General features: G+C 73.7%; 11 protein-coding genes. 4 read left to right on the top strand and 7 right to left on the bottom strand.

The genetic code is table 11. From position 1 onward, the window contains the following. Window positions 1-438 precede the first annotated feature (438 nt). Window positions 439-1626, bottom strand: a complete 1188-nt coding sequence (locus tag LN037_RS33855; RefSeq protein WP_230758222.1) for a PP2C family protein-serine/threonine phosphatase — start codon at window positions 1624-1626, stop codon at window positions 439-441. Window positions 1627-1709: 83 nt separating this feature from the next. After that, the gene (locus LN037_RS24210; RefSeq protein WP_230758218.1) at window positions 1710-3656 is read right to left on the bottom strand and encodes an acetoacetate--CoA ligase; all 1947 of its coding nucleotides are present in this window, start codon (window positions 3654-3656) and stop codon (window positions 1710-1712) included. Between the two features lie 175 nt (window positions 3657-3831). On the opposite strand from LN037_RS24210, the gene LN037_RS24205 reads away from it, so the two are divergent. Next, window positions 3832-4653 carry an SAM-dependent methyltransferase gene (locus LN037_RS24205; RefSeq protein ID WP_230758215.1) on the top strand — a complete coding sequence of 274 codons (822 nt, stop codon included), beginning with the start codon at window positions 3832-3834 and terminating at the stop codon, window positions 4651-4653. 49 nt (window positions 4654-4702) lie between these two features. On the opposite strand, the gene LN037_RS24200 is transcribed toward LN037_RS24205, so the two are convergent. Continuing rightward, window positions 4703-5740, bottom strand: a complete 1038-nt coding sequence (locus tag LN037_RS24200) for an LLM class flavin-dependent oxidoreductase (RefSeq protein WP_230758213.1) — start codon at window positions 5738-5740, stop codon at window positions 4703-4705. A 123-nt stretch (window positions 5741-5863) separates the two neighbouring features. Between LN037_RS24200 and LN037_RS24195 the strand changes: the two genes are divergently transcribed. The 3 genes from LN037_RS24195 to LN037_RS24185 are packed head-to-tail and all read left to right on the top strand — an operon-like array spanning window position 5864 to window position 8302. Beyond that, entirely contained in the window at window positions 5864-6442 is a 579-nt protein-coding gene (locus LN037_RS24195) for a TetR/AcrR family transcriptional regulator (RefSeq protein ID WP_230758211.1), read from the top strand. A 52-nt stretch (window positions 6443-6494) separates the two neighbouring features. Next, complete coding sequence (locus LN037_RS24190; protein WP_230758208.1) at window positions 6495-7103, top strand: TetR/AcrR family transcriptional regulator; 609 nt, start codon at window positions 6495-6497, stop codon at window positions 7101-7103. 14 nt (window positions 7104-7117) lie between these two features. Next, entirely contained in the window at window positions 7118-8302 is a 1185-nt protein-coding gene (locus tag LN037_RS24185) for an SGNH/GDSL hydrolase family protein (protein WP_230758233.1), read from the top strand. On the opposite strand, the gene pth is transcribed toward LN037_RS24185, so the two are convergent. From pth to glmU, 4 genes are all read right to left on the bottom strand, one after another. Further along, window positions 8299-8886, bottom strand: coding sequence for an aminoacyl-tRNA hydrolase (gene pth / locus LN037_RS24180; RefSeq protein ID WP_230758206.1), 588 nt, complete (start codon window positions 8884-8886; stop codon window positions 8299-8301). The two genes, LN037_RS24185 and pth, sit on opposite strands and share 4 nt — an antisense overlap. Continuing rightward, on the bottom strand, window positions 8886-9581 hold the full coding sequence (locus tag LN037_RS24175; protein ID WP_230758203.1) for a 50S ribosomal protein L25/general stress protein Ctc: 696 nt from the start codon (window positions 9579-9581) through the stop codon (window positions 8886-8888). The genes pth and LN037_RS24175 overlap by 1 nt, the downstream gene beginning before the upstream one ends. Before the next feature lie 143 nt (window positions 9582-9724). Further along, the gene (locus LN037_RS24170) at window positions 9725-10705 is read right to left on the bottom strand and encodes a ribose-phosphate diphosphokinase (RefSeq protein WP_308286184.1); all 981 of its coding nucleotides are present in this window, start codon (window positions 10703-10705) and stop codon (window positions 9725-9727) included. A gap of 2 nt (window positions 10706-10707) precedes the next feature. Then, window positions 10708-12204 (bottom strand): bifunctional UDP-N-acetylglucosamine diphosphorylase/glucosamine-1-phosphate N-acetyltransferase GlmU, encoded by a 1497-nt coding sequence (gene glmU / locus LN037_RS24165; RefSeq protein WP_230758201.1) that lies wholly within the window; start codon window positions 12202-12204, stop codon window positions 10708-10710. Window positions 12205-12277 lie beyond the last annotated feature (73 nt).

Here is a 12277-nt window from a genome sequence, read left to right as displayed (position 1 = left end):
GACGACGGTCCACGCTGCCGCATGGACCGGCGGAAGGTAACCCTCGGCGATGTGCACCGCTGATCCTCCGTGAGCAGGGTTCGGAGCGTGGTCCCGGAAGGAACCGGACGAACCCTAGAGACACGAATGATCACCCGCAAGGTTCACCAGATGCAAAGATGTCGAAAAATCATGGTGGCTGCCCAGACGCCGTGACGGACGCCCTCGGCCCGGTCGGGGGTCGCGGTGGTGAAGACGTCGAGGGGGTTGGCGAGCGCGGCCTCGTCGCGCCCGAGCCCGTGGCGGCCTCAGCGGCCGGTTCAGGCGTCGACGGAGGGTTGTTCGCGCCGGGCGTCGGTCGGTCGGCCGCCGGTGGGGCGTCGAGCTCCCTCCGTGACGCGTCATTGTGGCGGAACCGGCACCGGGGTTGAAATCGGACACAAGCAAGGTGAGGCTGCCCTAAGGTGACGCGCGGAACCGGGGAGGCCCATGAACGGCGCGACCGATCTCCGGGGCCGACAGCCGGGCCTGTTCGGTGCGCTCCGTGAGGTCGACGAGTCGCTCCTCGCCGAAGAAGGCGCCGTCCTGGTCGCGGGCCTCGGTGACCCCGTCGGTGTAGAAGAGGATGCGGTCGCCTGGTTCGAGGCGGTCCTGCGCCGCGGCGGCTCGCGACTCGGGCGAGGGAACGACGGTCGCGATCACCCCGAGCGGCGGCCGGAGGGGTTCGGCCAGGGGTCGGATCATGCGTCCGTCGCGCAGCAGCGGCGGCGGGTGACCGGCGACGAGGTAGTCCAGGGCGCCGGTGGTGATGTCCAGGCGCGCCAGGACGGCGGTGACGAACCGGGTCGGACCGGTCCGTCGCGCCAGGTGCTCGTCGGCGGCGTCGGCCAGGGCCGCGAGGTCGGAGACGCCGCGGCGGCGGGCGTTGCGGATGACGGTGACGGCCAGCGCGGTCGTGATGCCCGCGTCGAGGTCGTGGCCGACACCGTCGAAGACCCCGAGGTAGAGCGTGTCGCCGTCGACCGCGTAGTCGTAGGCGTCGCCGGCGACCTGTTCGTGCGGTTCGAGCAGTGCGGCGACGGACACGCCCTCGGTGGCGAACGTGCGCGGCGGGACGAGGTGCCAGAGCAGTTCGGCGGCGACCGAGAGGCCGTCACCGGCCCGGAGGCGGCGCAGATGGTCGGAGTAGACCAGTTTGCTCATGACGACGTGGCCCATGAGTCCGGCGATCGTCTCCGCGCGTTCGCGCAGGACGTCGTCGTCGGGGGTGCCGGGATCGAGGGTCAGGAGCAGGCACCCGACGCGTTCGGTGCCGTCGAGCACCGGGACCCACAGCACCCGCCGGCCCTGCCCGTCGACCCCGTCGACGAGTTCACCGTGCTGGAAGGCCCGGCCGGCGAGCGTGCCGTCGACGGCGACCGGCTCGACCAGGTCGGGCCGGACGGGGGTGAGGAAGTGCTGGGCGAGGTCGACGACGAGGATCTCGGCGCCGACCCCCAGCGGCGCGGTGACCTCGTCGAGCATCGCGGAGATCCCGGTGCCGACGACGAGGTGCGAGCGTCGGACGAGCTGGTGCACGACGTCGGCGAACACCCGCTCCGAGGCGCCGGCCGAGGCTCCGTCGGCGGCGGTTCCACGTCCTGTCACCCGTCTGACCCTAGAACCTGACTCTCCGTGTACTGATGGTCGCTGCCGGCGTCCACGGGCCCGGCGCCACCGGCATCCCGCCGTCAGGAAGGCCGGTAGGCCTCCCGGTAGGCCGGGAGCGCGTCCGCGCCCCGGACCGCGTCGGCGCTGATCACCTCGTCGGCGGGCCGTCCGCGCAGTACCTGCTTCACCGGGCGCTCCAGCTTCTTGCCGGTCAGCGTGCGCGGCACGGCCGGCACGGCGGCGATGAGGTCGGGCACGTGGCGGGGGGAGAGGTTGCGGCGCAGACCCGTTGCGATCCGGCCGCGCAGGTCGTCGTCGAGCTCGGCCCCGTCCTCCAGCGTGACGAACAGCAGGAGCTCGCCGGGGCCCCCGGCGTCGTCCTCGAGGTGGACGACCAGCGAGTCGGCGACCTCGGCCATGTCCTCGACGACGTCGTAGAACTCGGCGGTGCCCAGCCGCACCCCGCCGCGGTTGAGGGTCGCGTCGGAGCGGCCGGTGATCACGCAGCTGCCGCGGTCGGTGAACCGTACCCAGTCGCCGTGGCGCCAGATGCCGGGATAGGTGTCGAAGTACGCCTCGCGGTAGCGCTCGCCGTCCGGGTCGTTCCAGAAGCTCACCGGCATCGAGGGCATCGGGGCGCGGACGACGAGTTCCCCGAGCTGCTCGACGACCGCGTTGCCCTCCTCGTCGAAGGCGGCGACGTCGTGCCCGAAGCCGGCGCCCGCCATCTCGCCGCGGTACACCGGCTGCCAGGTCCCGCCGCCGACGAAGCCGCTGCACACGTCGGTGCCGCCGCTGAAGGGGTTGAGGACGAGGTCCGGGCCGAGGTGCTCGTACACCCAGTCGAACGCCTCGGCGGGCAGCGGGGCGCCGGTGGTGCCGATCTGGCGCAGCTCCGGCCACCGCGGCGGGACGACCTCGGACTTGCGGCACGACATCAGGTAGCCCGGGCTGGTGCCGAACAGGACCACGCGCTCGTCGGCGGCGAGCCGCCACTGGGCCTCGAGGTCGGGGTGGAGGGGGTTGCCGTCGAGCAGCACGATCGTCCCGCGGTGCAGGAGCACCGAGATCGTGATGTTCCACATCGCCCAGGCGGTGGTGGTGAACCACAGCGTCCGGTCGCCCGGGTGGATGTCGAAGTGCAGGCCGAACAGCCGCAGGTGCTCGAGCAGGATGCCGCCGTGGCCGTGCACGATCGCCTTCGGCAGCCCGGTGGTGCCGGAGGAGAACAGCACGTAGAGCGGGTGGTCGAAGGCGACCGGCTCGAACGCGAGCTCCCCGGGCTCGGCGAGCAGCTCGTCCCAGCTCAGGGCGTCGGGGACCGGGTGCGAGCCGTAGTCCAGGCCGATCGTGTGCTGCACGCTCGGCATGCCCTCCCGGATGCGGGCGAGCTCGTCGCGCTGGTCGATCTCCTTGGCCCCGTAGCGGTAGGAGGCGACGGCGAGGAGCACCGTCGGCTCGAGCTGGCCGAGCCGGTCCACGACGCTGCGTGCTCCGAACTCGGGCGCGCACGCCGCCCAGATCGCACCGAGGCTCGCAGCGGCGAGGAACACCACGAGCGTCTCGGGCACGTGCGGCAGGTAGCCGACGACGCGGTCGCCCTTCCCGACGCCGAGGCGCTGCAGGCCCGCCCGCGCCCGGGCCACCTGGTCGCGGAGCTCGCCGAAGGTGAGCTCGCGGCGCTCGCGCGTCTGGGAGTGCGCGACGACCGCCGTGCGGTCCGTGTCCTCGGCGGTGCCGACCATGTGCTCCGCGTAGTTCAGCTGTGATCCGGGGAACCACTCGGCGCCGGGCATGCTCGACGAGCCGAGCACCCGGTCGTACGTGCCGCGGACGCCGTAGAACTCCCAGATCGAGCCCCAGAACGCCTCGGGCTCGGCCACCGACCAGCGCCACAGCGCCCGGTGGTCGTCGAACTCGAGGCCCCGCTCCGCGGACAGGTGATCGAGGTAGGCGCCCATCCCGGTGCCCTCCAGCGGGCCGGGCGGGCGGAGCAGGGCGGGGGCGTCCGAGTCGCTCACGATCATCCATGATGCCGTGACGGGAGCCACACCGCGAGGCCTCGTCGCGGGTCCCGGTCGGAGGCGATCGGCGGCCCGCTCCGCGGCGTCGCCACCGGTGGCCACCGCGCGGTCGCGCCGTCGGGGGTCGCCCGAAGCGCCCGGTGAGGCATGATGCCGACCCGAACCCGGGGAGGCAGCCGTGCAGGACGTGTGCAGCGCCGCGGTCCCGGACGGACCCGACGAGGTCGACGAGGTCGACGACCAGCGTCCGGTCGTCGCCCGGGTGCACGACTACATCGTCGGGGGGAGCCACCACCGGCTCGTCGATCGCGAGTTCGCCCACGAGCTCGTCGCGACGGTGCCCGGCATCGACGAGGTGATCCGCGAGCTGCTCGCATTCCGACCGCGGGTCGTCGCCCACCTCGCGGCGCGCGGCGTGGACCAGTACCTCGACCTCGGAGCCGGCCTGCCGACCGTGCGGCCGACCCACGAGGTCGCCGCCGCGGCGGGCCTCCGCCCGCGGGTGGTGTACGTCGACAACGACCCCGACGCCGTCGCGCCGGCACGCGAGCTGCTCGACGGGCACGACGGCGTGCGGGTGGTCGAGGGTGACGTCGGCGAGCCGGGGACGTGGTGGCCGGCGGTGGCCGCGCACCTCGATCTCGCGCGCCCCGTCGCCGTCATCGCCAGTGCCGTCCTGCACTACGTCGACGACGACGCGGCCGCGGCGACGATGCGGACGGTGCGGGAGAGCACCGTCCCGGGCAGTACCGTGGCGATCGCGGCGCTCTCCGGCGGCGGTCGGCCGGAGCCCCGGATGTGGACGGACCACCGGCACGGCGGGCTCTCCTACCCGCCCCGCCTGCGCGAGCCCGGGGACATGGCCGACTGGCTCCGCGGCTACGACGTCGTGGGGCCCGGGTGGGTCGCGGCGACCCACTGGGCCGCCGACGTCGACCACGCGCCGACGCCTGCCGACGCCGGCTCCGCCTACTGGGGCGTGGTCGCCCGGCGGCGCTGAGTGCCGCCGCTCCCACGGCGTCCGGCGGTCGACCCGCCGTCGGGACCGGTCAGCCCGCGGCAGCGGCGAGAGCGGGCCGGTCGTCGGCCGTCCGGTCGGTGCCGGGCGCGAGGAGTTCGAGGGTGCGGTGCTGGTGGGCCTCCTCGGTGGCGGCGTTGACGAGGATGAGCTCGTCGGCCTCCACCTCCGCGGCGAGGGCGTCCAGTCCGGCGACGACCTCGGGCCCGGTTCCGACGATGCTGCGGCGCAGCATGCCCAGCACCTGCCGTCCCTGGGGGTGGTCCCGGAGCATCGCGAGCTGCTCGTCGGTCAGCTCACGGCCGCGGCCGAGGATCGAGCGCAGCCACTCCAGCTCGGTCCGGCGGTACTGCTCGCCCGCGGTCCCGGCGTCGTCGGTGGCGATGACGTTCGCGGCCGCGATGAAGTGCGGGGCCGCGTCCGGTCCGGCCAGCGGACCGGCGGGGTCGAACCGGGTGCGGTAGGTCCGGGCCGCCACCTCGAGGTCGTCGGGGGCGAAGTGCGACGCGAAGGCGTAGGGCAGGCCGAGGTGGGCGGCCAGCTGGGCGCCGTAGAGCGACGAGCCGAGGACGTAGAGGGGGACGCCGGTGCTGCGGTGCGGGTAGGCGTGGACGCCCGGCACCGTCGTGGCCCCGGTGAGGTAGCCGTGGAGTTCGACGATGTCGGAAGGGAAGTGCTCGGACGCGCGGGCGTCGCGGCGGAGCGCCTGCATGGTGGCCCCGTCGGTGCCGGGGGCGCGGCCGAGTCCGAGGTCGATCCGACCCGGGAAGAGGGCCTCGAGCAGGCCGAACTGCTCGGCGATCACCAGCGGCGAGTGGTTGGGCAGCATGATCCCGCCCGACCCGACGCGCAGGTTCGTGGTGTGGGCGGCGAGGTGCTGGATGTAGAGCGAGGTCGCCGACGACGCGAGGCCGGGCATGTTGTGGTGCTCGGAGACCCAGAGCCGGCGGTAGCCGAGGCCGTCCGCGGTCCGCGCCAGGCGCACGCTGCGGGCGATGCCCTCGGCCGCGGTCTCGGAGGGCCGGACCCGGGCCAGATCCAGCAGGGACAGCGGGACGGACGTCGCCATGGTGGGTCCTCTCGTGCTCGGAACGGTCGGTGTCGCCGACGAACGGAGGCACCCTCCTGTTACCGTACACGGAGGCGGCCTCCGCTACGATCGACGCCGGCACCGGGTCGGGAGGAGACGGCGATGGCGGGCACCGACCGACCGATGCGCGCGGACGCCCGCAAGAACCGTGACCTGCTCGTCGCCGTCGCCCGGCAGCACGTGCGCCGCCACGGGGTCACGACGTCGCTGGAGGCCATCGCCCGCGACGCGGGCGTGGGTCCCGGCACGCTGTACCGCCACTTCCCCGACCGCGAGTGCCTGCTGGCCGAGGTGCTGCGGGTCGAGAGCGACGAACTCGCCGCGGCCCGCGACCGGGTCGCCCGCGAGGTCGACGTCGCCGAGCGGTTGGACGCCTGGCTGGGTGAGGTGGAGCAGCACATCGCGACCTTTCGCGGTCTGTCCGGGCCGCTGGTCGGGGCCCTCGAGGGTGCCGCGGCCGGTCCGCTCGGTCTCGCGTGCCAGGAGATGATCGCGGTGACCGAGGGCTTCCTGGCCGACGCCCAGCGGGCCGGGGTGGTCCGGCCCGAGGTCACGGCCCACGACCTCGTCGGGTGCGCGGCCATGCTGGCGTGGCTGGGGTCGTCGGGGCCGACGGGGGACCGTCAGGCCGACGGGGCACGGGCCATTCTCCGGCACGGGTACCGCACCGAGGCCCGGTGACCGCCACGGCGCGTTAGCTTCCTGCCTATAAGTATTAGGCTAGGAGGCGGGGATGGCGCGGGTCGGCCTGACGGTCGCGCGGTTGGTGGAGTCGGGGGCCGAGCTCGCCGACGAGGCCGGGTTCGACGCGGTGACGCTCTCGGCGCTCGCCCGGCGGCACGGGGTGAAGGTCGCGAGCCTGTACTCGCACGTGGCGAACTCGCACGACCTGAGGTCGCGGATCTGCCTGCTCGCCGTCGAGGAGATGGCCGACCGCGGCGCCACGGCGCTCGCCGGGCGGGCCGGTCGGGACGCGCTGGTCGCCCTGGCCGGGGTCTACCGGACCTACGCCCACGACCACCCCGGTCGCTACGCCGCGGCGGAGTACCGGCTCGACGCCGTCGACGCGGCCGCGAGCGCCGGTCCCCGGCACGCCGGGCTGGCCCGCGCGGTGCTGCGCGGCTACGACCTCGACGAGCCGGAGCAGACCCACGCCGTGCGGCTCATGGGCAGTGTGATCCGCGGGTTCGTGAACCTCGAGCTCGCCGGCGGCTTCAGCCACGGCGAACCCGACGCCGAGCAGAGCTGGACGTGGTGCCTCGACGCCCTCGACGCCCTGCTGCGTCGCCCCGCCGACCTGCGGCCGTCGGCCCCGACCACCCCGGAACGGAGCACACCGTGACCACGACGTCCTCGCTGATCGCGACCCCGATCACGCCCGACCTGGTGCGGGGCGCCGTCGAGCTGGAGCCGACCGACCGGGGTCTGCTCCCGCACCGGTTGCCCTCCTGGGCGCGGGCCCAGTGCGCGGACCCGCAGCTGACCGCGGCCGAGGCCCGGCCGTCCGGCGTGCGGCTCGCGCTGCGCACCCGGGCGAGCGTGATCGAGCTGGAGACGCTGCGGACCACGACGGTCCACCACGGGCTGGGGCCACGTCCGGCCGGGCTCTACGACCTCGTCGTCGACGGCGTCCCGACCGACCGGCGCGAGGGCGCCGGCGGCGACGTCGTCACGATCGACCTCGCCACCGGGGCCGCGACGACCGACCCCGGAGCGCCGGGCACGGTGCGGTTCGCCGGCCTGCCCGACCAGGACAAGGACGTCGAGATCTGGCTGCCCTGGAACGAGGTCACCCGGCTCGTCGCGCTGCGTACGGACGCCCCGGTCGCCCCGGTCGCCCCGGTCCCGCCCGGCGCCCGGGTGTGGTGCCACCACGGCAGCTCCATCAGCGCCGGGTCGAACGCGGCCGGTCCGACCGGCACGTGGCCGGCGGTCGCGGCGCGGCGGGGCGGGCTCGAGCTGGTCAACCTCGGTCTCGCCGGCAGCGCGCTGCTCGACCCCTCCACGGCGCGCACCATGCGGGACACCCCGGCCGACCTGATCAGCCTCAAGCTCGGCATCAACGTGGTGAACGCCGACCTCATGCGCCTGCGCGCGTTCGGCCCGGCGGTCCACGGCGTCCTCGACACGATCCGCGATGGGCATCCGACGACGCCGCTGCTGGTCGTCTCGCCCCTGTACTGCGCGATCCACGAGGACACCCCCGGACCGGGCGCCTTCGACCCCGAGGCCCTCGCCCGCGGCGAGGTCTCCTTCCGCGCCACCGGCGACCCGGAGGAGGTGCGGGCCGGGAAGCTGACCCTGCGCGTCGTCCGGGCCGAGCTCGAGCGGATCGTGGCCGAGCGCGCCGCCGGCGACCCGCACCTGCACCACCTCGACGGGCAGGTCCTCTACGGCGAGGCCGACGCCGCGACGTTCCCCCTGCCCGACGGCCTGCACCCCGACGCGGCCACCCACGAGGTGATCGGGCGGCGGTTCGCCGAGCACGTCCTCGCCGCCGGCGGGCCGTTCGAGGACATCGCGGGCCGCCACGCCACCTAGTGGAGGCGGTTCTGCGCCGCCTCCAGGCCCTCGGTCAGGAGCGCCTCGACGGCGTCCGCGGCGAGCTCGAGGGTCACGTCCAGCTCCTTGCGCTCGGTCGAGGACCAGCGCTTGAGCACGAAGTCGGCCGGGTCCTGCCGCCCCGGCGGGCGGCCGATGCCGACGCGGACGCGGAGGTAGTCCTTCGTTCCGAGCGACTTCGAGATCGAGCGCAGCCCGTTGTGGCCGCCCTCGCCCCCGCCGCGCTTGAGCCGCACGACGCCGAAGTCCAGGTCGAGGTCGTCGTGCACGACGACCAGGTCCTCGACCCCGACGGAGAAGAAGCGCAGCGCGTTCGTCACCGGCCCGCCGGAGAGGTTCATGTAGCCGCGCGGCTTGACCAGCACCGCCTTCCGGCCCACGAGCCGCCCCTCGGCGACGTCGGACCCGGACTTGCGGTGCGCGGAGAACCGACCGCCGACGCGCCCGGCGAGCACGTCGGCGACCGCGAACCCCACGTTGTGCCGGGTCCCCTCGTACTCGGTCCCCGGGTTGCCGAGCCCGGCGACGAGCACGGGACCCGCGCCCGTCGTCGGGAAGGCCATCAGCTCTCGTCCGAGCTCTCGGAGTCGGAGTCGGAGGAGCCCTCGGAGTCGGAGTCGGAGGCGGTCTCCGAGTCCTCGGCCGCCTCGTCCTCGGGCGCGTCCTCCTCGACACCCGCACCCTCGGTGTCGATCTCCTCCTCCATCTCGTCCTCGGTCGGCGCCTCGGTGACGTTGACGACGAGGAGCTCGGGGTCGGAGAGGAGGGTGGCGCCGTCGGGCAACCGGATCTCGCCGGCGAGGAACTGCGTGCCGATCTCCGCCTCGTCGATCACCACGGTGATCTCCTCGGGGATGTTCAGCGCGTCGGCCTCGATGGACAGCGTGTCCTCGTTCTGGAAGACCAGCGTGCCCGCGGCCGCCTCGCCGATCGTGACGACGCGGACGTCGACCTGGACCTTCTCGCCCCGCTTGATGGTCACGAGGTCGACGTGCTCGATGAAGCCCTTGATGGGGTCGCGCACGACGCTCTTGGTCAGCGCGAGCTGCTCCTTGCCCACCCCGGTGACGGTGAGGACGGCGTTGCGGCCGTTCTCGCGCATCACGGCGGCGAACTCGACGGTGTCGAAGCTCAGGTGGACCGGGTCGGTGCCGCGCCCGTAGAGGACGGCGGGGACGCGGCCGGAGCGACGGGTGCGGCGCGCGGCGCCCTTGCCGAACTCGGTGCGGGTCTCGGCGGCGATCTTGACGTCAGCCATGGCTGGTGGTGCTCCTGCGGTGGTGCGGACTCGACGGACGACGCCGGGCACCACGACGGGTCACGCCGGGATGCTCACCGCGTCGATCACGGCCGGTGGACCGGCCCTCGCCGAAGTGGATCGCCGCCGAGTCTACCGAGGCCTCAGGCGTTGCCGTCGAACAGGTTGGTCACCGAGCCGTCCTCGAACACCTCGCGGACCGCCCGGGCGATCACGGGGGCGATCGAGAGGACCGTGAGCTGCGGGAACCGCTTCTCGTCCGGGATCGGCAGCGTGTTGGTGATGATGACCTCGCGCGCCCCGCAGCTCGAGAGCCGCTCGACCGCGGGCCCCGACAGCACGCCGTGCGTGGCGGCGATGACGACGTCGGACGCACCGTCGGCGAGCAGCGCCTCGGTGGCCTTCGCGATCGTCCCGCCGGTGTCGATCATGTCGTCGACGAGGATGCAGCAGCGGCCCTGGACGTCGCCGACGACCCGGTTCGCGACGACCTCGTTCGGACGGGTCTTGTCGCGGCTCTTGTGGATGAAGGCCAGCGGGACGCCACCCATGGTGTCGGCCCACTTCTCGGCGACGCGGACGCGACCGGAGTCGGGCGCGACGACCGCGAGGTCCTCGTCGGCGTACGCGTCGCGCAGGTGCTCGGCGAGCACCTTGTTCGCGAGCAGGTGGTCCACCGGCCCGTCGAAGAAGCCCTGGATCTGGTCGGTGTGCAGGTCGATCGTCATGATGCGGTGGGCGCCCGCGGTCTTGAGCAGGTCGGCCACCAGGCGCGCCGAGATGGGCTCGCGGCCGCGGTGCTTCTTGTCCTGCCGCGCGTAGCCGTAGAACGGCACGACCGCGGTGATCCGCTTGGCCGACGCCCGCTTCAGGGCGTCGATCATGATCAGCTGCTCCATGAGCCACGTGTTGATCGGCGCCGTGTGGCTCTGGATGACGAACGCGTCCGAGCCGCGGACCGACTCCTCGAAGCGGACGAAGATCTCCCCGTTGGCGAAGTCGTACGCGGCCTGCGGGGTGATGGTGACGTCGAGCTCCTTCGCGACCTCCTCGGCCAGCTCCGGATGGGCCCGCCCCGAGAAGAGCATGAGGTTCTTCTTCGGGGTCGTGGACACTGCGCTCACGTCTACTGCTCCTCCTGGTCACGGCGGTCGGGCGCCGATGCCGATCCGCCCGGTCCCCCCTCGGGTGACGACGCCCGGCCGGCGGCCTCCGCGGCCGCGGTGCCCGGTCGTCGTCGTTCCACCCAGCCCTCGATCGTCCGTTGTGGACCCGATGACACCGCGAGCGCGCCCGGGGGGACGTCCTCGCGGACCACGGTGCCCGCTCCGGTGTAGGCCCCGTCCCCGATGGTGACGGGAGCCACGAAGGTGTTGTCGCTGCCGGTCCGGACGTGGTCGCCCACCACGCTACGGTGCTTGGCCACCCCGTCGTAGTTCACGAAGACGCTCGAGGCGCCGATGTTGCTGCCCTCGCCGATCGTCGCGTCGCCGACGTAGGTCAGGTGCGGCACCTTCGAGCCGCGACCGATGCTGGAGTTCTTGACCTCCACGAAGGTGCCGATCTTGCCGCGCTCGGCGAGTTCGACGCCGGGGCGCAGGTAGGCGAACGGCCCGACGGAGGTCTCGGGGCCGACGACGGAGTTGCTGCCGTGGGTGCGGACGACGGTCGCCCGCGCGCCGACGACGACGTCGGTGAGCGTCGAGTCGGGGCCGACGGTGGCGCCCTCGCCGACGCTGGTGGTGCCGTGCAGCTGGGTGCCCGGGAGCAGGGTGACGTCCCGCTCGAGCCGGACGCCCACGTCGATCCAGGTGGAGCGCGGGTCGATGACGGTGACCCCGGCGCGCATGGCCCGCTCCACGAGCCGGCGGTTGAGCTCCGCGCCCAGCGCAGCGAGCTGCACACGGTCGTTGACCCCGGTCACCAGCCAGGGGTCGGACAGCTCCACCGCGCCGACGTCGAGGCCCTCGCGGTGCGCGACCGCCACCACGTCGGTGAGGTACAGCTCGCCCTGGGCGTTGTCGGTGCCCAGGCGCGCCAGCGCGGTGCGGAGCAGGCCGAGGTCGAAGGCGTACACCCCCGAGTTCACCTCGGTGATGGCGAGCTGGTCGAGCGAGGCGTCGGACTGCTCGACGATGGCGGTGACCCCGCCCTTCTCGTCACGCACCACGCGGCCGTAGCCCGTGGGGTCGTCCATCTCGGCGGTCAGCAGCGTGACGGCGTTGCCGGCGTCGTCGTGCTCGGCGACCAGCGCGCGCAGCGTCGCCGCGTCGAGCAGGGGGACGTCGCCGTAGGAGACGAGCACGGTACCCGACGCCGCGGCGGGCAGGGCGTCGACGCCGCAGGCGACGGCGTGCCCGGTCCCGCGCCGGCGGTCCTGCACCGCGGTACGGACCTCGCGGCCGAGCTCCGCGCCGACCTGGGCACAGTGGGTGCCGACCTCCTCGCGGCCGTGGCCGACCACGACGACGAGGTGCTCCGGCGTGGTGCCGGCCGCGGCGTGCAGGGCGTGCCCCAGCAGGCTGCGGCCACCGACCGGGTGCAGCACCTTCGGGGTGGCCGACCGCATGCGGGTGCCCTCTCCCGCGGCGAGGACGACGACCGCGGCGGGGGTCGGCGGCATCGGCTCTGCAGCTCCTGATCGGGTGAGGTGGTCGACGGCCGTCCGGGGCCGTCGCGGAGCACACGCACCGGCG

The sequence above is a fragment of the Actinomycetospora soli genome (assembly GCF_021026295.1).
Lineage (GTDB): Bacteria > Actinomycetota > Actinomycetes > Mycobacteriales > Pseudonocardiaceae > Actinomycetospora > Actinomycetospora soli.
Note: the sequence above shows the minus strand (reverse complement) of the source record. Positions and strands in the feature narration are given on the sequence as shown.